Origin of the sequence: Pseudomonas sp. ok272, assembly GCF_900109995.1 — a bacterium.
Lineage (GTDB): Bacteria > Pseudomonadota > Gammaproteobacteria > Pseudomonadales > Pseudomonadaceae > Aquipseudomonas.
The window spans coordinates 578,311-598,358 of record NZ_FOCB01000001.1 but is presented as its reverse complement, the minus strand read 5'-3'; the positions used below and the strand labels follow the sequence as shown (position 1 = coordinate 598,358).

Sequence of the window (20,048 nt, the reverse complement as noted above, 5' to 3'; positions counted from 1 at the left end):
TTTGCCAAAGTGAGTCGACCGTCAGGGCGAAACCGCCAGCAGCCACACCCGCAGCAATGGATATGTACACCCACAAAAAACAGGTCGGCTGTCAGGCCGCCTTCGCGAGCAAGCCCGCTCCCACGGTTTTTGGCGGGGTACATCCGCGAGAGATTGGGTGCTGCCCCTAAGGCTCCACCTGACTCCACTGCTTGCTCAAGCGCTTATCGGAAATCGGCACCTTGGTCCCCAACTGCTGGGCAAACAACGACACCCGATACTCCTCCAACCACCAACGATACAACTCAAGCTGCGGATCACGCTTGCCCTCCTGGGCATGCTTGCCAGCGCGCGCCTGGTACTGCGCCCAGAGTCCGTTCAACTCCCCACTCCAGACCCGGTCCTTCTGCACCTGCGACCCCAGCTTCTCGAAGCGCTGCTCAACCGCCTTGAGATAACGCGGCAGCTCCTTGAGCCAGACCATCGGCGTCTCCCGGACAAACCCCGGATACACCAAGTGGCTGAGCTGCTGCTTGATATCGTTCAAGGCCACCGCCTGTGCCAGGTCGATCTTGCCCTTGAAGCGCTTCTGCAAGCCATGCCACAGCTTGAGGACCTCCAGGGTCAGCCTGGCCAGGCGCTCGGCGTGCTCGGTCCAGCCGCCGCGCTTGCGTTCGGCCAGCGCCGCCAACCCGGCCCCATCACGCGGCAGATTAGCCTCGCCGTCGAGGATGCAGCTGTCCAGGCTCGCCAGCAGGATGTCTTCGACCAGCGCGTCGATACGCCCCAGCTCGCGGTACATCAGGCCCAGCTCAGTGAGCCCCGGCAGCTTGCCGCGCAGGAACTTCGCCGGCTCCGCCAGTTGCTGCATCAGCAACCGCTGCAGCGCCCGACGGTGCTGGAACTCGGCCTCGGCCGGGGTCGAGAAGCGCCCTTCCTTGACCGTGCCGCCCTCTTCCACCAGTGCCGGGTACACCGTCATCGACAACCCGGCGATCTTCTGTTGGGAGGTCTGGGCCACGGCGGCAAAGACTTTCGCCTCCACCGGCTGCTGGCTCTTGGCGGTTTGCGGGACGGCCAAGGCCGCCTGGCTGGCCGCGGCGAAACGGGCCGTCAGCTCGGCCAGGTCACGGCCTTCGCCGAGGAACTTACCCTCGCCGTCGACGATTTCCAGGTTCATCCGCAGATGGCTATCGACCTGCTGCGCCGACTCGGCCCAGGCCTCGTCGCTGACCCGCGCGCCGGTCATGCGCAACAGTTCGCGCCCCAAGGCCTGGGGCAACGAACCTTCAGCGAAGGTGATGCGTTGCAAGGCCGCCTTGACGAAGTCCGGCACCGGCACGAAGTTCTTGCGCAAGGCCTTGGGCAGGTTGCGCACCAGGGCAATGCACTTGGCCTCGATCATCCCCGGCACCAACCACTCCAGGCGCTCGGGCGGTAGCATCGGCAGCAACGGCGCCGGCACCCGCAAGGTCACGCCGTCGCGGGGATGGTTGGGTTCGAAGTGGTAGCTGAGCGGCAACGTCAGGTCGCCCAGTTGCAAGGTATCCGGGTAATGGGCGGCGGTGACTTCGTTGGCCTCGCGGGCCAGCACGTCTTCCTCGCGCATGATCAGCAACTGCGGGTCTTTCTGGCTGTTGACCTTGTACCAACTGTCGAAGGTTGCCGTCTGATGAATCTCCGCCGGCAGGCGCGCATCGTAGAAGGCGTACAGGGTTTCTTCATCCGCCAGGATGTCACGGCGCCGGGCCTTGGCCTCCAGCTCGTCGAGCTGCTCCAGCAACTGGGTGTTGGCCGCCAGGCACTTGGCCCGGGACTGGATTTCACCGCGCACCAAGCCTTCGCGGATGAACAGCTCGCGGGACACTACCGGGTCGATAGGCCCGTAGTGCACCGGCCGCCGCCCGACCACGATCAGGCCGAACAGGGTGATCTGCTCAAAGGCCACCACCTGCCCGCGCTTCTTCTCCCAATGGGGTTCGAAGTGGTTCTTCTTGATCAGGTGCCCGGCCAGGGGTTCGATCCAGTCGGAGTCGATCTTGGCCACCATCCGCGCATAGAGCTTGGTGGTCTCCACCAGTTCGGCGGTCATCAGCCACTGCGGGCGCTTCTTGCCCAGCCCGGATGAAGGATGAATCCAGAAGCGTCGCTGGCGGGCGCCCAGGTAATCGCCGTCGTCGGTCTTCTGGCCGATCTGGCTGAGCAGGCCACAGAGCACTGCCTTGTGCAACTTGGGGTAGTCCGCGGGCTCTTTATTGAGGGACAGCTGCATGTCGCGGCAGATCAGGCTCAACTGGCGATGGGAATCGCGCCACTCGCGCAGGCGCAGGTAGTTGAGGAAGTGCTTGCGACACCAACTGCGCAGCGGACCGGCCGTGAGCGCCTGGCGCTGCTCCTCGAAACCACGCCACAGATTGACCAGCCCGGCGAAGTCCGAGTCGACGTCCTTCCACTGGGCGTGGGCCTGGTCGGCGGCCTGCTGGCGCTCCGGTGGACGCTCGCGTGGGTCCTGGATCGACATGGCGCTCGCGACAATCAGTACCTCTTGCAAGCTGCCGAGCTTGGCCCCTTCCAGCAGCATACGTCCCATGCGCGGGTCGACCGGCAAGCGCGCGAGCTGGCGACCCAACGGCGTCAGTTGGCTGTTGCGGTCCACCGCCGACAGCTCTTGCAGCAGGTTAAAGCCGTCGCTGATGGCCTTGCCATCGGGCGGCTCGATAAACGGGAAGTCGGTGATCTCGCCCAGGCGCAGATGGAGCATCTGCAGGATCACGGCGGCGAGGTTGGTGCGCAGGATCTCCGGGTCGGTGAACTCCGGGCGGCCGACAAAGTCTTCTTCGCTGTACAAGCGAATACAGATGCCCGGCTCGACCCGTCCGCAACGACCTTTACGCTGGTTGGCGCTGGCCTGGGAGATGGCTTCGATGGGCAGGCGCTGGACCTTGGCGCGGTAGCTGTAGCGACTGATGCGCGCGGTGCCACTGTCGATCACGTAGCGAATGCCGGGCACGGTCAACGAGGTCTCGGCGACGTTGGTCGCCAGCACCACGCGCCGACCTGGGTGCGACTGAAAAATCCGCTGCTGCTCGGCCGGCGACAAGCGCGCGTATAACGGCAGGATCTCGGTGTGCTTGAGCTGGGCCCTGCGCAGCAGTTCGGCAGCATCGCGGATCTCGCGCTCGCCGGGCAGGAACACCAGCACATCGCCCGGGCTCTTGCGCTCGCTGCGCTCGAAGGCGGCGATCTCGTCGAGGGTAGCGAGGATCGCCTGATCCACCGTCAAGTCGTCCTCGACCCGATTGCCCTCCTCGTCCTGCTCCAGCGTCAACGGGCGATACCAGGTTTCTACCGGGAACGTCCGCCCGCTGACCTCGACAATCGGCGCATCGTCGAAATGCTTGGAGAAACGCTCCAGGTCGATGGTCGCCGAAGTGATGATGACTTTCAGGTCCGGGCGACGGGGCAGCAGGGTCTTGAGGTAGCCGAGCAGGAAGTCGATGTTCAGGCTGCGTTCGTGGGCTTCGTCGACGATGATCGTGTCGTAGCGTTCCAGGTAACGGTCGTTCTGGGTCTCGGCCAGCAGGATACCGTCGGTCATCAGCTTGATCAGGGTGTTGGAATCGCTCTGATCCTCGAAACGCACCTGATAGCCGACCAGTACGCCGAGCGGCGTGGCCAGCTCCTCGGCGACCCGGCTGGCGACGCTGCGCGCCGCGATACGCCGGGGCTGGGTGTGGCCGATCAGCCCATGCTGGCCGCGACCGATTTCCAGGCAGATCTTGGGTAGCTGGGTGGTCTTGCCCGAGCCGGTCTCGCCGGCAATGATCAGCACCTGGTGCTTGAGCAACGCTGCCTTGATTTCATCGCGTTTGGCGGCAATCGGCAGGCTGTCGTCGTAGCGAATCACCGGCAAGCTGGCACGCCGCGCCGCAACCTGGTCGCAGGACGCCTGCATCCGCGCCACCCAGGCAGCCAGCTTGGCCTCGTCGGGTTTCTTGCGCAGCTCGAGCAACTGCCGACGCAGCCGGTGACGGTCGGCGAGCATGGCGTGATCGAGGTTGTTCAGCAATTTGTCGATGGAGGGCGTTTGGTCGGTCATCGGGTACGCAAGGGTCGTCTGGTGGCGCGAGGGGGGTGATTGTCGCAGATTTTACGACCGCTGCGCGGCCCATCGCGAGCAGGCTCGCTCCCACAGGGGGTCCACGCCGAACACAAACGGTATGCACGATGGAGTCACCTGTGGGAGCGAGCCTGCTCGCGAAATGCCCTACTCGTCTTCCAGCCCCTTGCGCCGATACGGGAACACATCGATCACCTTGCCCGCCCGAATCGCCTCCTGCAGGCTTTTCCAGTAGTCGGCGTTGTACAGCTCGCCGTGCAACTGGTCGAACAGCTTGCGCTGCCCGGCGTCGGCAAACAGGAACGGCGGAAACTCCTCGGGGAATACGTCGTGGGTGCCGATGGAGTACCAGGGCTCGGAGGCCATTTCGTCTTCCGGGGTACGCGGCTGCGGGATGTGGCGGAAGTTGGCTTCGGTCAGGTAGCAGATCTCATCGTAATCATAGAACACCACCCGGCCGTGACGGGTGACGCCGAAGTTCTTGAGCAGCATGTCGCCGGGGAAGATGTTCGCCGCCGCCAGTTGTTTGATCGCCAGGCCGTAGTCTTCCAGGGCCTCGCGCACTTGCGCCGGGTTGGCGTTTTCCAGGTACAGGTTGAGCGGGGTCATGCGCCGCTCGGTCCAGCAGTGGCGGATCAGCACCGTGTCGCCTTCGACCTGCACCGTGGCCGCGGCCACCTCCAGCAGTTCCTCAAGGCACGCCGGCTCGAACTTGCTCAGGGGAAAGCGGAAGTCGGCGAACTCCTGGGTGTCGGCCATGCGCCCGACCCGGTCGACGCTTTTGACCAGCCGGTACTTCTCGATCACCGTCGCACGGTCGACGTTCTTCGACGGCGAGAAGCGGTCCTTGATGATCTTGAACACGGTGTTGAAGCCCGGCAGGGTAAACACGCTCATGACCATGCCACGCACGCCGGGGGCCATGATGAACTGGTCGTCGGTGTTGGCCAGGTGGTTGATCAGCGCCCGGTAGAACTCCGACTTGCCGTGCTTGTAGAAGCCAATCGAGGTGTACAGCTCGGCGATGTGCTTGCCCGGCAGGATGCGCTTGAGAAAGCCGATGAACTCGGCGGGCACCGGCACATCCACCATGAAATACGAGCGGGTGAAGGAGAAGATGATCGACACATCGGCTTCGTCGGTAATCAGCGCGTCGATCTGGATGCCCCGGCCTTCGCGGTGCAGCAGCGGGATGACCAGCGGCCATTGTTCATCGGTGGTGTAGATGCGGCCCACCAGGTAGGCCCCTTTGTTGCGGTACAGCACCGAGGAAAACAGCTCCACCGCCAGGTCCGGGTCCTTGCACACCCAGTCGGGCAGGTTGTCGCGCAATTGCCCTTCGAGCCGGTGCAGGTCGCCAGCGAGGTCGGCGTAATCTTCGCTGAAGCGGTAGTCGGCGAAAATGCTCGCCAACATCGACGACAACTGACCATGGGGTTTATAGGTGCGCGTTTGTGCGGCACGCGCCCGGCGCAGGCTGGGCCGGGTGGTGTGGATGAACATGCAGCCGTCGCTGATCAGGTCGTGGCTGAACAGGCCGCAGAAAGTCGAGTTGTACCAGGTCTCGGACAATTCATCGTCGAACCGCAGGTCGATCAGGCTGATGTAGGCGCTCTTGACCAGCGGCCAGCAACTGACATCCAGCAGGAGCTCGGCGTCGAAGGCGGCGTGCAGGCGCCCGACCACTTCGCTGACCTTGTCTTCATAGAGGTTGATCCGCGCCGCCGACGCCACCTGCGCTTCCTGCCACTGCGCCTGTTCGAAACGCGCCCGAGCACCGTCGGTGATCTGGCGGAAGTGCTCGCGGTAATCGTCGAAACCGTCAAGGATCATTCGGGCGATTTCGGCGGCGGGCCATGGCTGCGGCATGTGAAGACCTCATGATCGTTGGAGGCCTGAGCTTAGAGGTCAATTGTGACGCGGTGCAACCGTTGCCTTGGTCCGGGCGCAGGGTAAAAGCGCCATTGTCCGGGGTGCGAGGGTGAATGCCATCGCCGGCAAGCCGGTCTCGCTCCCACAAGGGTCTGGTGGGACCTGTGGGAGCGGGCGTGCCCGCGAAGAGGCCGACCTGACGCCCCCTACGGTGCACTCGGTGATGTTGACGTCGCCCCGGGCCTCTTCAGGTTCACCCCGTCTTACGGAACACAAACGCCAACCCGACGATGATCAACAGCATGCCCAGCAGGCTCAACAGCGCCAACCGGTTGCCGAAGATCAGGTAGTCCATCACCGCCGTCACCGCTGGCACCAGGTAAAACAGGCTGGTGACGTTCACCAGGTTGCCCCGGGCAATCAGCCGATACAGCAACAAGGTCGCGAGCACCGACACCACCAGCCCCATCCACAACACCGGCCCATAAAACCCGGCGCTGTGCTCGAAATGAAACGGCTGGAACGGCACGAACACCCCGCACAGCAACAGCCCGGCCAGGTACTGCACCGGCAGCGTGCCCAGCGGATTGTCGGTGATACGCTTTTGCATGATCGAACCGACGGTCATGCTCACCAGCGCCAACAAACCGAAGAGCATCCCCGCCAGCGACATCCCGGCCAGGCCAATGCCCTGGTAAACCACCATGATCAATCCCACCAACCCCAGTGCCAGGCCGAACAGCCGGCTCCAGGAACGCTGGCGCTCCATCAGCACCACGGTGAGGATCGGTTGCACCCCCATGATGGTGGCCATGACGCCGGGCGTGACCTTGAGGTCCAGCGCCAGCAGGTAAAAGATCTGATAGGCACCCAACAACACCAGGCCCGTGGCAGCGGCATAGCGCATCGATGTGCCGTCACGGGGCAGCTTGAGCTTGAGCAACGGCACCAACAGCACCAACCCGCACAGGGCAATGGCGAAGCGGACAAACAGAAAGGCAAAGGGCGAGGCATGTGCCAACCCCAACTTAGAGAAAATCGCCCCGCTGCTCCAGAGCAAAACAAACAGACTCGTGGACGCCGCCGCAAGCGCGGATTGTTTGGAAATACGTAACATGAAAACCACCTGTCATCAGGCAATAAGCCAACTCAGCCGGAGCTGAAGTTCAATGTTGTGTGTTCAGGCGAATACAGGGAGCAGCACACACCTGCTGGTCAGCCCTGGACAACACCTGGCGGTGAGACCACCGCGCACACTGGCGTGTGACTGACAGGAGGGGGGTAATGACTGATCTGCTCAGGCTGCGTGTTCCCGCACGGCACAACGCCAGCGTTGACCGCTGAATCGACTACCGCGTTGATGTGGGATACAGGCATTGGGCTGATCTTTTTTGAAGAGAGGAAACGTCCGGTGACACACCTGACGAGCGCCGACTATAACCAGCGCTCGACACAGATTGCAATCACTTGAGCAAAACGCCAGCAGCGACGAATGGAAGAATCGTGCCTAGCCTTGAGAGCAGGCTCTTTATTCATGACTTGGGACAGGGAACTCACGCGCACACATGCCAAGGGAACGGACTCATCTTCGGTATCCGTTGTACAAATCAAAAGCGAGAAAACTCACCGCCATTCACGTCAACCACTTGCAGCGGGAATTGGAGTTAGCCGGGCCAACCGTTCTCGACCTGTCAAACGTGCGCTTCGAGCCCATTGACAAAAACACGGCAGCCATTGGCCCTGGATATCGCCATCTGGTTCGATGACCAACTGTGTGGACTGTGCTTTGCAAATCCAAACAATAGCCGACAGCGAATCCGTATCGTACGGCTGGAGGGGAACAGGAGCGTCATCCATCCCCTGAAAAACCGTATTGCGCCATTGGCCATATTGGTTATTGAGCAATACGCCCAACTCATCGGTAGCACACTGATTGAAGTTCAACAGCCGCTGGCGGGCGCGGTGTTCATTTATCAACAGCTCGGCTTTGATTTCGACTCCCAAGGCCGGCTTGTCAAAACACTGGAGAGCCTAGTACCGTGAAACCTGTTCAATTAGTAACCAATAGCGGAGGGCGCATGCGCAAAGAAACGAAAAAGTCCCCCACACGAAAGGGTTCGTCCTCAACAGCGAATCGGCATGTTGCGGTAGAGCCGACAGCCAGTCAGCGACGCATCTTGCAAGTCATTGCGACGGGCACTGCCGTTGAAGAACCCGACGGCGTTCTCGCCGGTGCCTCATTCACTTTGTCACGATAAAAAAACCGCTCACCAGGAGCGGTTTTTTTAATGCTGACAATCAACCCAACAGCCAATACCCCAACAACGTCAGCACCACCACCGCCAACACCGGACGCAGGATGCGATACAGCTTGGGATTAGCGCGCTTCCATTGCTTGAAGTCCTTGTTGAACGTGTCGCTGGAGTTCTTGCTCCAGGCATAGACTTTGTTGATCCCCCCTACGCGTTCGTCATCCAGGTTCTGCGGTGCAGTGGCGCGGCCCAGCAGTGCACTGACCCAACGATTGAGGCCGATCATCAGGCGGTTGCTCAGCGGGCGCTCGATGTCGCAGAACAGGATCACCCGGGTCTTGTCGGTTTCGTTCTTGACCCAGTGCACATAGGTTTCATCGAACATCACGTCCTCGCCGTCGCGCCAGGCATAGACCTGGCCGTCGACAAAGATGCGGCAGTCGTCGGAGTTCGGCGTCGACAGGCCCAGGTGATAACGCAGGGAGCCGGCGAATGGGTCGCGGTGCGGGTTGAGGTGGCTGCCGCCCGGTAGCAGGGCAAACATCGCGCCTTTGACATTGGGAATAGCGCTGAGCAGTGCCACGGTCTTGGGGCACAGCAGATCAGCCGATGGCAGCGGCTTGTCGTACCACTTGAGGTAGAAACGCTTCCAGCCTTTCTTGAAGAACGAACCAAAGCCGGCATCGTTGTTCTTTTCGGCTGCACGAATATAGCCCTCGTCGAACAAGTGCATCGCTTCGTCGCGAATCACTTCCCAGTTGTCCTTCAGTACGTCCAGTTCCGGGAACTTGCTGCGGTCCAGGTACGGCTTGGACGGCACGGCGGAAAACAAATACATCAAGGCGTTATACGGTGCGAACAAGGCCGAATGGTTGACGAACTGGCGCAAGATCGGCAAACGCGCCTTGCCGCGTAAATGCACATAGAGGGTGCTGCCAATAAACATCAACAGCAGCGAGGCCTTCACGACGAAGGAAAAGGTCATGCACAACTCCTTGAGAATAAACGTCACTGCGCATCGCTATGTACCCAACGAGGCAGGTCGCCATGATAAACACTAGCGACCGTCCGAAAAACCCGCATACCTGAACAAGGTGTATTGAGGATTGCGCAACAAAGCACTTACTAACATAAGGTAGCTGAACACCCGCTGATAAAAATCAACCCAGGCCGATGACTGCAATCAACCTGGCTTGCGTCTCAGCACATTACTGCTGGTTCTCCTGCTCGGTGAACAAATCACTGAACAACATGCTCGACAGGTAACGCTCACCGGAGTCCGGCAGGATCACCACGATCGTCTTGCCCTGCATCTCGGGGGTCTCGGCCAGGCGCACAGCCGCCGCCATCGCCGCACCAGAGGAAATCCCGCACAGGATGCCTTCTTCCTGCATCAGGCGCAGGGCCATGGTCTTGGACTCCTCATCACTGACCAACTCAACCCGGTCGACCATCGACAGATCGAGGTTCTTGGGCACGAAGCCGGCGCCGATGCCCTGGATCTTATGCGGGCTCGGCTTGATGTCCTCACCGGCCAGGGCCTGGGTGATGACCGGCGACACGATGGGCTCGACTGCCACCGAGAGAATCGGCTTGCCCTGGGTGTTCTTGATATAGCGCGACACCCCAGTAAGGGTGCCACCGGTGCCGACGCCCGCCACCAGCACATCGACGGCGCCGTCAGTGTCGTTCCAGATTTCCGGACCGGTGGTCTTCTCGTGGATAGCCGGGTTGGCCGGGTTATCGAACTGCTGCGGCATGAAGTACTTGGCCGGGTCGCTGGCCAGGATCTCGGCCGCCTTGTCGATCGCGCCTTTCATGCCTTTGGCCGGCTCAGTCAGCACCAACTCGGCACCCAGGGCCTTCAACACCTTGCGTCGCTCGATGCTCATGGACGCCGGCATGGTCAGCAGCAGCGTGTAGCCCCGCGCGGCGGCAACGAAGGCCAGGCCAATGCCGGTGTTACCCGAGGTGGGCTCGACGATGGTCATGCCCGGCTTGAGCTTGCCGCTGCTTTCAGCGTCCCAGATCATGTTCGCGCCAATCCGGCACTTGACCGAGTAACCGGGGTTGCGCCCTTCGATCTTGGCCAGGATGGTCACGCCGCGCGGGGCAATACGGTTGATCTGAACCAGCGGCGTATTGCCGATGGAGTGCGCGTTGTCAGCGAAAATTCGGCTCATGGCTGGGTCCTTATGCAGCATTGGATGAGCCCCCAAGGGTATGCCTCGTCCCCTTGGGCGTCCAGTCGTGCTGCATAAACGCACGCCTATGCCGACCGGCTACGGCTTGCGGCTGACCTCGTACTGGGCTGGCGTCTCGGCCACCCGCAACGAGCCGGCCGATTGCAGTGCGTCCCATCCCAGGCACGCCAGTGCCAGGGCGCGCGGTACCGCTTCACGACCACTGCTGTAGCGGCTGATGCTGCGCCGGCTGACGCCCAGGGCTTCCGCCGCCATGTTCAGCGACAAGCCGGAGCGGGCGCGCCAGCCAATGAAAATCCGCGTGTTTTCGTCCGTGGCATTTTGCGCCAGTGCATCCAGGTACAGCGTATCGGCGCCGATCTGGATATCTGGCTCGGGCCACTCCAGCGTCCAGCCAGCGTCCCCCACTTGCGCCCCCGCAAACACGCGCGCGTCCTGCAAAGGATGCAGGCCGGGGAAACGCTGTACATCGGCGCTCATGTCCAGGGGCAGTTGCTGACCGTCAACAAAGGTCAGGATCAGTTGCTTGTCCGGCAAAACCTGCACGGCCGACAAGCGGGGCCGTTTCATGGATGCCATCGCTTCCACTCCTCCAATAGTTCTTCACGGTGTGCCCTTATCCATTCCTGTGCCTCCTGCACAATCAGCGCCGGCGCATAGCCCACCATGACTTCGATGGTTTGCAGGCTGATCATCACATCCAGCCCGCCTCCCACCAGGTGCACGGGCGGCGGCAGATGGTCCCTTTCCCGCAGTTGAATGCGGTATTTGTCACGAAATCGATGTTTAGTAGACATGAAGCCCAACCTATAGCCAATTTGGCTATAGATAAATACTGGCCTCTTGCCGAGACTGAGTCAACATGTGACGCCCCATTCAGAGACTGAATAAGCCGTCTGCGTTCACAGTCGACCGGGCGGCGCGTTATAGTCAGGCATGCTATTTACTTCGCCCGCCCTGCCCCGCGCCGGTCGGCTAACGCTTGAGGAATGACCGATGAAGTTCGAAGGCACCCGCGCCTACGTCGCCACTGATGACCTGAAGCTGGCAGTGAACGCCGCCATCACCCTGGAGCGTCCCTTGCTGGTCAAGGGCGAGCCCGGCACCGGCAAAACCATGCTCGCCGAGCAACTGGCCGAATCCTTTGGCGTCAAGCTGATCACCTGGCACATCAAGTCCACCACCAAGGCTCACCAGGGGTTGTATGAGTACGATGCGGTCAGCCGCCTGCGCGACTCGCAACTGGGCAACGAGAAGGTCCACGACATCCGCAACTACCTGAAAAAGGGCAAGCTGTGGGAGGCCTTCGAGTCGGATGAGCGCGTCATCCTGCTGATCGATGAAATCGACAAGGCCGACATCGAGTTCCCTAACGACCTGCTGCAAGAACTCGACAAGATGGAGTTCTACGTCTACGAGATCGACGAGACCATCAAGGCCAAGCAGCGCCCGATCATCATCATTACCTCCAACAATGAAAAAGAGCTGCCGGACGCCTTCCTGCGCCGCTGCTTCTTCCACTACATCGCATTCCCGGACCGCACCACCCTGCAAAAAATCGTCGACGTGCACTACCCCGACATCAAGAAAGACCTGGTCAGCGAAGCGCTGGACGTGTTCTTCGACGTGCGCAAGGTCCCGGGCCTGAAGAAAAAGCCCTCGACCTCCGAGCTGGTGGACTGGCTCAAGCTGCTGATGGCCGACAACATCGGCGAGGCCGTACTGCGCGAACGTGATCCAACCAAGGCCATCCCGCCACTGGCCGGGGCCCTGGTCAAGAACGAACAGGACGTGCAACTGCTCGAGCGCCTGGCGTTCATGAGCCGTCGCGGTACTCGATAGGGGCTTGCGCCATGCTGCTCAACCTGTTCAATGAAATGCGCGCCGCCAAGGTGCCGGTCTCGGTGCGTGAGCTGCTGGACCTGATCAACGCGCTGAAACAGCGTGTGACCTTCGCCGACATGGACGAATTCTATTACCTGGCGCGCGCGATCCTGGTGAAGGACGAACGGCACTTCGACAAGTTCGACCGCGCCTTCGGGGCCTATTTCAATGGCCTGGAAAAGCTCGACGATCACCTTCAGGCGTTGATCCCCGAAGACTGGCTGCGCAAGGAGTTCGAGCGCTCGCTGAGCGACGAGGAGCGCGCGCAGATCCAATCCCTGGGCGGCCTCGACAAGCTGATCGAGGCGTTCAAGAAGCGCCTGGAAGAACAGAAGGAACGCCATGCCGGTGGCAACAAATGGATCGGCACCGGCGGTACCAGCCCTTTTGGTTCCGGTGGTTTCAACCCCGAAGGCATCCGTGTCGGTGACGCCGGCAAGCGCCAGGGCAAGGCGGTCAAGGTCTGGGACCAGCGCGAGTACAAGAACCTCGACGACTCGGTGGAGTTGGGCACACGCAACATCAAGGTCGCCCTGCGTCGCCTGCGCAAGTTCGCCCGCCAGGGCGCGGCCGAAGAGCTGGACATCGACGGCACCATCGACCACACCGCACGCGATGCCGGGCTGCTGAACATCCAGATGCGCCCCGAACGACGTAACACGGTGAAGCTGTTGCTGCTGTTCGATATCGGCGGCTCGATGGACGCCCACGTGAAGACCTGCGAAGAGCTGTTCTCGGCTTGCAAGACCGAGTTCAAGCACTTGGAGTACTTCTACTTCCACAACTTCATTTATGAATCGGTGTGGAAGAACAACATGCGCCGAAGCTCGGAACGCACCGCCACCATGGACCTGCTGCACAAGTACGGCGCCGACTACAAAGTGATCTTCATCGGGGACGCCGCCATGGCGCCCTACGAAATCACCCAGCCCGGCGGCAGCGTCGAACACTGGAACGAAGAAGCCGGCTACGTGTGGATGCAGCGGTTCATGGAGAAGTACAAGAAGCTCATCTGGATCAACCCGTACCCGAAGGACACCTGGGGCTACACCAGCTCGACCAACATCGTGCGCGATCTGATCGAGGACCAGATGTTTCCGCTGACGTTGCGCGGGTTGGAAGAAGGGATGCGGTTTTTGTCCAAATAGGTGTTACTCCTATCGCGAGCAGGCTCGCTCCCACAGGTTCCTGGGTGCACACAGCAATGTAAGCACTTTGGACCCTTGTGGGAGCGAGCCTGCTCGCGAAGCTTTTAACGGTTGATCAACCGCCGCAAACTCTCGACCTGTTCCCGGTGCGCCGTCTCCTGCAGCACCGGCGCCAACCGCACCACCTGCCCCGGCAAACACTGCGCCAGCCGCGCCAACGCCAACGGCGTCAACGCCCCCAACCGTGGGTAGCCGCCGATGGTCTGGCGATCATTGAGCAATACGATCGGCTGCCCATCCGGCGGCACCTGCACCGCGCCCAGCGGAATGCCTTCGGAGATCATTGGCCGGCCCTGATAGTGCAAGGCCGCCCCGAGCAAGCGGATCCCCATGCGGTCGGCGCGGCTGTCGAGGGTCCAGGGGCAATTGAACACGTCGAACAGGCTTTGCCCGCTGAACTCGCCGTGTTGCGCGCCGAGGACCAGGTCCAGCGGCGCGTGTGAGTTGAAGTCCGGGCGGTGCTCGCGGGGCACTTCGCGCAGCGCCAGCGTCGGTCCCGAATCGCTCAGCTCATCACCTCGAACCAGCGCGCGGCCAAAGCCGTCCAAGCCGCCCAGTGCTTCGCGCGCCACCGTGGCACAGCTGCCCAGGATTCGCGGCGCATTGAAGCCGCCCGGCGCGGCCAGGTAGGCGCGAGCACCGAGCACGGGCCGGGTGTACTGCAAGCGCTGGCCCTTGCGCAGGGTAAAGCTGCGCCACGGGGCCTGCGGCTGGCCATCGATCAGCGCCCCAAGATCCGCGCCAGCCAACGCCAGGCAACTATCCTCCAGGGCGTGCAACTCCAGCCCGCCGAGCGTGACCTCGATCACCGGCGCATCCAACGCATTACCCAGCAGCCAGTTGGCCCACGCCATCGACAACCAATCCGCGGCCCCGCCCTGGGTCACGCCCAGGTGCCGCACGCCGAATCGCCCGGCATCCTGCAACAGGCACAACGGGGTGCTGGCCTCGACACGCAAGCGACTCATGTCGGCAGCGCCAACGGTGTGTCGTCACCGCCCAGGCTGACGAACTCGGCATGACTGACTGGCACAAACCGCACGGTATCGCCCGGCTGCATCAGGCTGTAGCCCTCACGCTCGCGGTCGAACAGTTTGGCCGGCGTGCGGCCGATGAGGTTCCAGCCGCCCGGCGACACCGACGGATAGGCTGCCGTCTGGCGCTCGGCGATCCCGACACTGCCCGCCGCAACCTGCTTGCGCGGGGTGCTCAAGCGCGGCGCAGCAAGCGCCTCCTCCACCAGGCCCATGAAGGCAAAGCCTGGGGCAAATCCGAGGGCGAACACTTGATATTCACGCTCGCTGTGTCGACGAATCACTTCCGGCACCGGCAATCCACTGCGTTGCGACAACAGGCGCAGCTCCGGCCCGACGCTCAGGTCATACCAGACCGGCAGGGCATGGCACCGACCACTGGCCTGGACACCGGGCGACAGGCCGGTCATGGCCCGGGCGATAATCTCCCGCGCCTGGGATGGGCTCAGTGCCAGCAGATCGTAATGCACCATCACCGTGGTGTAGGACGGCACCAGGTCGATCAAGGACCCGGCGAACCCTTCGCGCAAGCGGGCACCGGCGGCGAGCATCCACGGCATGTTGCTTTCAGCAATCTCATCGAACAGACGCACCATCAGGCAATCGATAGCCACCACCTCGACCCGTGGCCTCATGACGCGCTCTGTTGATCCAGGGCTTGGCGGATCCGTTGCACCGCCGCCACCGAACTGGCGTTGTCGCCGTGCACGCACAACGTGCTGGCCTGCAAGCGCAAGGCGCTGCCATCGCTGGCCAACAGCTCGCCGCCACGGGCGATGGTCAGCGCCTGGGCGATAACGGTCTCAACGTCGTGATGCACGGCACCCGGCAACTGGCGTGACACCAGGCGCCCGGCACTGTCGTAGGCACGGTCGGCGAAGGCTTCGAACCACAGCGTCACGCCGTACTCGTCGCCCAGGCGTTGCGCCTCACTGTTGTCACGGGTGGCCATGAGCATCAGCGGCAAGTGCCGGTCATAGGCCGCGACCGCCGCAAGTACCGCGCGCAGTTGCCCCGGGTTGGCCATCATGTCGTTGTACATCGCACCGTGGGGTTTGACGTAGCTCACCCGAGTGCCCTGGGCCCGGCAAATGCCGTCCAGCGCACCGATCTGGTAATGCAACAGGTCTTGGAGTTCTTGTGCCGAGTAGGCCATGGCGCGGCGGCCGAACCCTTGCAGGTCCTGATAGGCCGGATGGGCGCCGATCTGCACGCCGTGGCTCACGGCCAGGCTGACGGTCTGGCGCATGATGCCCGGGTCGCCCGCATGGAATCCGCAGGCGATGTTGGCGCAATCAATGAGCGGCATCACCTCGGCGTCCAGGCCCAGGGTCCAACTACCGAAGCTCTCGCCGATGTCGCAGTTCAATAGCAGACGGCTCACAGTGCGTACTCCTGTGGAGGCTGGGGTTACAACCCGCGCACGTCCCGATCCTCGATCGGCCGGCTCTGGCGCAGGCGCTTGCCACCCAACACGACCCAGTCGATCAGGCGGAACAGGCATTCCAGGCCGAACGACAGCAGCAGCGCCCCGCCCAGGCCCCAGCCCATGGCCTCGGGGGTCAGCAGGATCTGGTAGCTGTAGCCGTTCCAGGTTTCCTGGCGGATGTCCGGATCGGCGGCCAACGCCACCTGCAGGACGCGGATGTACCACGGCCCCTGCATGGCCTGGAACTGTTTATCCAGCGCCAACTGACGGGTGAGCAAGGTATCCAGGCTGTCGGCATCGCTGCGAAACACTGGGTCATCGCTGGCGCGGTAATGGGCCACCAGCGCTCGCAGGTCACCCTTGAAAAATTGCTCGGCGGTGCCCTGGAAGCCCCGCAGGCCGGTCTGCGCCTCGATCAAATGGGCTTCTACGCGCTTGCCGTAGTCGTTGACGAACCCCGGCACCTGCACACCCACCAACAGGCCGATTGCAAACAACACCAGCCGCAAATAACTGAGCAACATATCGGGCGTTCCTTATGCGGTCTTGCCCTGGCTGACGCATTCTCCGCGTCGCCACAGGCTCCATTGGCCCGGTTCGTAACGGGTCCAGGTTTCGTTTTCGGTCAGGGGTTCGGTGGCAATCACCGTCACCACGTCATTGGGTGTGGTTTCGGCCTGGAAGTCGACGATCACGTCCACATCCTTCAAACGGGCCGGACCGAACGGTGCACGCCGGGTGATCTGCGCCAGTTTGGTCGAGCAATAGCAGAACAGCCAATCGCCATCGCTGAGCAGGCAATTGAACACGCCTTTGCTGCGGTACTCGGCGCAGGCCGCGACCAGGTCCGGCAGCCACTGCTCGACGTCCACCGGCTCCGGGAAGGCCTCGCGCACGCGGTTGAGCAGGTCACAGAAGGCCGCTTCGCTGTCGGTATCGCCCACCGGGCGGTAGAACGTGGCGCTGGGTTGGAAGTCGGCGAGCTGGCCGTTGTGCGCGAAACACCAGTTGCGCCCCCACAACTCGCGCACGAACGGGTGGGTGTTGGACAGGCAGACCTTGCCGACGTTGGCCTGGCGGATGTGCCCGATCACCACTTCGCTCTTGATCGGATAACGCTGCACCAACTGCGCGACTTGCGAGTCGCAACTGGCGGCCGGGTCCTGGAACAAGCGCAGGCCACGGCCTTCATAGAAGCCGATGCCCCAGCCATCACGATGCGGGCCCGTCCGGCCGCCCCGCTGCATCAGCCCGGTGAAGCTGAACACGATATCGGTCGGTACATTGGCGCTCATGCCCAATAACTCACACATGCCGGGACTCTCGCTTCAATGCAGGGCCGTCAAAGACGTGGTTCGACTCGCGAACGCTGGGGGTTGCTGGGCACCGGAGGGCGACCATAACGGTCATCGCCGGCACCGCCAAAGGGCTGGTCATCGTCAGGCTCAGCCGCTCGGGCAGCGGCCTTCTTCGCCTCGGCCTGGGCCTTGCGCGCCGCGGACGCACGCTCGATGGGGAAACGGATCAACACCAGCACCAGGTAGAAACCCAAGGCGATCATGCCGTACATGAACAGGTCGGAAATCGCCCGCCAGGCGTTGTTACCTACCTTGAACAGCAAGTCCAGGGCGGTGATGGCGATGGCCGGGGCGAATTTTTCCTTCACCGGGTCGATGATGGTCGGGCTGAACAGCAGCACCGCCATGATCAGGCGCAGCGGCTCGCGCAAGTAGCGCCACATCCAGCGAGTCATGCGCATCCACACCAACAGGCAGCCTAAAGCGGCAAAGGCGTAAAGGCCCCAAGCGATCAGATAGTCGTTCTCGGTCATGGTGTCCATGGCAAGGCAGGCAAAGAGGCGCTTATGATAACGGCTTTTCACGGATCAAGCTGCCCCGCTGTCCATGAAGCCCCTATTGCCTATCGTTCGAGAACCCCCATGCCCCTATCTGCCCACGTTTGCAGCGCCCCGATTGCCCGCAAGGCCGAAGGCGATGATCCGTACGCCTGGTTGCAGGAGCGAGACACGGCGCCGGTCCTGGATTACTTGCAGGCCGAAAACGCCTATCAGGAGGCACAACTGGCCGACCAGGCCGGGCTGCGCGAAACCCTGTTCAATGAAATCAAGGGACGGATACTCGAAACCGACCTGTCGCTGCCCTCGCCCTGGGGCCCGTACCTGTATTACACCCGCACCACAGCGGGTGATGAATACGCCCGGCATTACCGCTGCCCACGCCCGGCGGACGACAGCCAGCAGGTGGATGAAAGCCGCGAAGAACTGCTGCTGGACCCCAATGTGCTGGCCAACGGCGGCTTCTTCTCCCTCGGCGCGTTCAGCATCAGCCCCGACCACCGGCGCCTGGCCTACAGCCTGGACACCAGCGGCGACGAGATTTACACCCTGTTCATCAAGGAGCTGTCCACCGGCAAGGTCAGTGAACTGGCGTTCGAGGATTGCGACGGCAGCATGACCTGGGCCAACGACAGCCTGACGCTGTTCTTCGGCGAGCTGGACGACACCCATCGCCCGCACAAACTGTATCGCTATCGCCTCGATGGCACCGCCGCCGAAGAAGTCTTCCATGAACCGGACGGGCGGTTCTTCATGCACTGCTACCGCGCCAGCTCCGAACGGCAGTTGCTGTTGTCCGTGGGCAGCAAGACCACCAGTGAAGTCTGGGTGCTCGACGCCGACCAGCCACAGCAGGCCTTCACCTGCCTGGCGCCACGGGTTGAAGACCACGAGTACGACGTCGACCACGGCAAGCTGGATGATCAGTGGACCTGGCTGATCCGCAGTAACCGCGAAGGCATCAACTTCGCCCTGTACCAGGCCGCCGACACGGGCGTGGTGCCGACGCAGGACGACTGGCAGAGCCTGATCCCCCACAGCGACACGGTGATGCTCGACGGCATGAGCCTCAATGCCTCGGCCATGACCCTGAGCCTGCGCGAAGGCGGCTTGCCGATCATCGAGGTGCACCCACAAGGCCTGCCGGCTTATCGCGTGCAATTACCGGATGCGGCCTACAGCCTGCATGTGCAGAACAGCCTGGAGTTTGCCAGCGACAAGATCCGCCTGCGCTACGAAGCCTTGAACCGCCCGGCCCAGATACGCCAATTGGACCTGGCCAGCGGCGAGCAGAAAGTCCTCAAGCAGACCCCGGTGCTCGGGCCGTTCGACGCCGACGACTACGTCAGCCAGCGCCTGTGGGCCACCGCGCCCGATGGCACCCAAGTGCCCATCAGCCTGGTGCTCAAGCGCGACCGATTGGGCCAGCCTACGCCGCTGTATCTCTACGGCTACGGTGCCTACGGCGAAAGCCTCGACCCCTGGTTCTCCCATGCCCGCCTGAGCCTGCTCGATCGCGGCGTGGCGTTTGCCATTGCCCACGTGCGCGGCGGTGGTGAACTGGGGGAAGCCTGGTATCGCGCCGGCAAGCAGGAGCATAAGCAAAACACCTTCAGCGACTTCATTGCCTGCGCCGAACACCTGATCGCCAACGGTTTCACCACCGCGCAGCAACTGGCGATCAGCGGCGGCAGCGCCGGGGGATTGCTGATCGGTGCGGTGCTCAACCAGCGTCCCGAGCTGTTCGCGGCGGCGATTGCCGAGGTGCCGTTCGTCGATGTGCTCAACACCATGCTCGACCCCGACCTGCCACTGACCGTCACCGAGTACGACGAATGGGGCAACCCCGAGGAGCCGCAGGTTTACCAGCGGCTAAAAGCCTACGCGCCGTACGAAAATGTCCGCGCCCAAGCCTACCCGGCGACCCTGGTGATCGCCGGCTACAACGACAGCCGCGTGCAGTACTGGGAAGCCGCCAAATGGGTGGCCAGGCTGCGGGCCACCAAGACCGATGACAACCTGCTGCTGCTCAAGACCGAACTGGGCGCCGGGCATGGTGGGATGAGTGGGCGTTACCAGGGATTACGTGACGTAGCACTCGAATATGCATTTGTCTTCAAGGTATTGGGAATAGCCTGAGGAACTTGGCAGAGCATTTGGGTTTTAAATGTGGGAGCGGGCTTGCCCGCGAAGAGGGAGTATCAGTCGATA

Annotated in this window: 17 protein-coding genes; 4 read left to right on the top strand and 13 right to left on the bottom strand. The window is 62.3% G+C overall.

What is annotated here, in order from left to right:
• Positions 1-166: 166 nt before the first annotated feature.
• The 3 genes from hrpA to BMW74_RS02845 form a co-directional block, all read right to left on the bottom strand.
• Positions 167-4,078: an ATP-dependent RNA helicase HrpA gene (gene hrpA / locus BMW74_RS02855; RefSeq protein ID WP_093413314.1), complete on the bottom strand. Its 3,912-nt coding sequence runs from the start codon at positions 4,076-4,078 to the stop codon at positions 167-169.
• A gap of 168 nt (positions 4,079-4,246) precedes the next feature.
• Entirely contained in the window at positions 4,247-5,968 is a 1,722-nt protein-coding gene (gene aceK / locus BMW74_RS02850; RefSeq protein WP_093413311.1) for a bifunctional isocitrate dehydrogenase kinase/phosphatase, read from the bottom strand.
• Positions 5,969-6,224: 256 nt separating this feature from the next.
• A complete protein-coding gene (locus BMW74_RS02845) occupies positions 6,225-7,088 on the bottom strand; it encodes a DMT family transporter (protein ID WP_093413309.1) in 864 nt (287 codons plus the stop codon).
• Between the two features lie 617 nt (positions 7,089-7,705).
• Here BMW74_RS02845 and BMW74_RS25645 point away from each other — a divergent pair.
• Positions 7,706-8,014 carry a hypothetical protein gene (locus tag BMW74_RS25645; protein ID WP_371911731.1) on the top strand — a complete coding sequence of 103 codons (309 nt, stop codon included), beginning with the start codon at positions 7,706-7,708 and terminating at the stop codon, positions 8,012-8,014.
• Between the two features lie 255 nt (positions 8,015-8,269).
• On the opposite strand, the gene BMW74_RS02830 is transcribed toward BMW74_RS25645, so the two are convergent.
• From BMW74_RS02830 to BMW74_RS02815, 4 genes are all read right to left on the bottom strand, one after another.
• Positions 8,270-9,208 (bottom strand): aspartyl/asparaginyl beta-hydroxylase domain-containing protein, encoded by a 939-nt coding sequence (locus BMW74_RS02830; protein ID WP_093413304.1) that lies wholly within the window; start codon positions 9,206-9,208, stop codon positions 8,270-8,272.
• 223 nt (positions 9,209-9,431) lie between these two features.
• Positions 9,432-10,406: a cysteine synthase A gene (cysK, locus tag BMW74_RS02825; protein ID WP_093413301.1), complete on the bottom strand. Its 975-nt coding sequence runs from the start codon at positions 10,404-10,406 to the stop codon at positions 9,432-9,434.
• Positions 10,407-10,505: 99 nt separating this feature from the next.
• Positions 10,506-11,006 carry a DUF2442 domain-containing protein gene (locus BMW74_RS02820; RefSeq protein ID WP_093413298.1) on the bottom strand — a complete coding sequence of 167 codons (501 nt, stop codon included), beginning with the start codon at positions 11,004-11,006 and terminating at the stop codon, positions 10,506-10,508.
• Positions 10,994-11,224 (bottom strand): DUF4160 domain-containing protein, encoded by a 231-nt coding sequence (locus BMW74_RS02815; protein WP_093413439.1) that lies wholly within the window; start codon positions 11,222-11,224, stop codon positions 10,994-10,996. Before BMW74_RS02815 ends, BMW74_RS02820 begins: the two co-directional genes overlap by 13 nt.
• A 199-nt stretch (positions 11,225-11,423) precedes the next feature.
• On the opposite strand from BMW74_RS02815, the gene BMW74_RS02810 reads away from it, so the two are divergent.
• The gene (locus BMW74_RS02810) at positions 11,424-12,269 is read left to right on the top strand and encodes an AAA family ATPase (RefSeq protein ID WP_093413295.1); all 846 of its coding nucleotides are present in this window, start codon (positions 11,424-11,426) and stop codon (positions 12,267-12,269) included.
• Positions 12,270-12,280: 11 nt separating this feature from the next.
• Entirely contained in the window at positions 12,281-13,459 is a 1,179-nt protein-coding gene (locus BMW74_RS02805; RefSeq protein ID WP_093413292.1) for a vWA domain-containing protein, read from the top strand.
• A gap of 104 nt (positions 13,460-13,563) precedes the next feature.
• On the opposite strand, the gene BMW74_RS02800 is transcribed toward BMW74_RS02805, so the two are convergent.
• The 6 genes from BMW74_RS02800 to BMW74_RS02775 are packed head-to-tail and all read right to left on the bottom strand — an operon-like array spanning position 13,564 to position 17,822.
• The gene (locus BMW74_RS02800; RefSeq protein WP_093413289.1) at positions 13,564-14,487 is read right to left on the bottom strand and encodes a 5-oxoprolinase subunit C family protein; all 924 of its coding nucleotides are present in this window, start codon (positions 14,485-14,487) and stop codon (positions 13,564-13,566) included.
• Complete coding sequence (locus BMW74_RS02795; protein ID WP_093413286.1) at positions 14,484-15,188, bottom strand: 5-oxoprolinase subunit B family protein; 705 nt, start codon at positions 15,186-15,188, stop codon at positions 14,484-14,486. Before BMW74_RS02795 ends, BMW74_RS02800 begins: the two co-directional genes overlap by 4 nt.
• Complete coding sequence (locus tag BMW74_RS02790; RefSeq protein ID WP_093413283.1) at positions 15,185-15,937, bottom strand: 5-oxoprolinase subunit PxpA; 753 nt, start codon at positions 15,935-15,937, stop codon at positions 15,185-15,187. Before BMW74_RS02790 ends, BMW74_RS02795 begins: the two co-directional genes overlap by 4 nt.
• 26 nt (positions 15,938-15,963) lie before the next feature.
• On the bottom strand, positions 15,964-16,506 hold the full coding sequence (locus tag BMW74_RS02785) for a DUF2937 family protein (RefSeq protein ID WP_093413280.1): 543 nt from the start codon (positions 16,504-16,506) through the stop codon (positions 15,964-15,966).
• 12 nt (positions 16,507-16,518) lie between these two features.
• Positions 16,519-17,295: a class II glutamine amidotransferase gene (locus tag BMW74_RS02780; protein ID WP_093413278.1), complete on the bottom strand. Its 777-nt coding sequence runs from the start codon at positions 17,293-17,295 to the stop codon at positions 16,519-16,521.
• A gap of 29 nt (positions 17,296-17,324) precedes the next feature.
• Positions 17,325-17,822, bottom strand: a complete 498-nt coding sequence (locus tag BMW74_RS02775) for an MFS transporter (RefSeq protein ID WP_093413435.1) — start codon at positions 17,820-17,822, stop codon at positions 17,325-17,327.
• Between the two features lie 99 nt (positions 17,823-17,921).
• Here BMW74_RS02775 and BMW74_RS02770 point away from each other — a divergent pair, with 99 nt between their 5' ends.
• Positions 17,922-19,976 carry a S9 family peptidase gene (locus BMW74_RS02770; RefSeq protein ID WP_093413275.1) on the top strand — a complete coding sequence of 685 codons (2,055 nt, stop codon included), beginning with the start codon at positions 17,922-17,924 and terminating at the stop codon, positions 19,974-19,976.
• Positions 19,977-20,048 lie beyond the last annotated feature (72 nt).

Coding starts and splice junctions, on each gene's coding strand:
- hrpA (WP_093413314.1), bottom strand. CDS start 4,078: ATGACCGACCAAACGCCCTCCATCGACAAATTGCTGAACAACCTCGAT.
- aceK (WP_093413311.1), bottom strand. CDS start 5,968: ATGCCGCAGCCATGGCCCGCCGCCGAAATCGCCCGAATGATCCTTGAC.
- BMW74_RS02845 (WP_093413309.1), bottom strand. CDS start 7,088: ATGTTACGTATTTCCAAACAATCCGCGCTTGCGGCGGCGTCCACGAGT.
- BMW74_RS02830 (WP_093413304.1), bottom strand. CDS start 9,208: ATGACCTTTTCCTTCGTCGTGAAGGCCTCGCTGCTGTTGATGTTTATT.
- cysK (WP_093413301.1), bottom strand. CDS start 10,406: ATGAGCCGAATTTTCGCTGACAACGCGCACTCCATCGGCAATACGCCG.
- BMW74_RS02820 (WP_093413298.1), bottom strand. CDS start 11,006: ATGGCATCCATGAAACGGCCCCGCTTGTCGGCCGTGCAGGTTTTGCCG.
- BMW74_RS02815 (WP_093413439.1), bottom strand. CDS start 11,224: ATGTCTACTAAACATCGATTTCGTGACAAATACCGCATTCAACTGCGG.
- BMW74_RS02810 (WP_093413295.1), top strand. CDS start 11,424: ATGAAGTTCGAAGGCACCCGCGCCTACGTCGCCACTGATGACCTGAAG.
- BMW74_RS02805 (WP_093413292.1), top strand. CDS start 12,281: ATGCTGCTCAACCTGTTCAATGAAATGCGCGCCGCCAAGGTGCCGGTC.
- BMW74_RS02800 (WP_093413289.1), bottom strand. CDS start 14,487: ATGAGTCGCTTGCGTGTCGAGGCCAGCACCCCGTTGTGCCTGTTGCAG.
- BMW74_RS02795 (WP_093413286.1), bottom strand. CDS start 15,188: ATGAGGCCACGGGTCGAGGTGGTGGCTATCGATTGCCTGATGGTGCGT.
- BMW74_RS02785 (WP_093413280.1), bottom strand. CDS start 16,506: ATGTTGCTCAGTTATTTGCGGCTGGTGTTGTTTGCAATCGGCCTGTTG.
- BMW74_RS02780 (WP_093413278.1), bottom strand. CDS start 17,295: ATGTGTGAGTTATTGGGCATGAGCGCCAATGTACCGACCGATATCGTG.
- BMW74_RS02775 (WP_093413435.1), bottom strand. CDS start 17,822: ATGGACACCATGACCGAGAACGACTATCTGATCGCTTGGGGCCTTTAC.
- BMW74_RS02770 (WP_093413275.1), top strand. CDS start 17,922: ATGCCCCTATCTGCCCACGTTTGCAGCGCCCCGATTGCCCGCAAGGCC.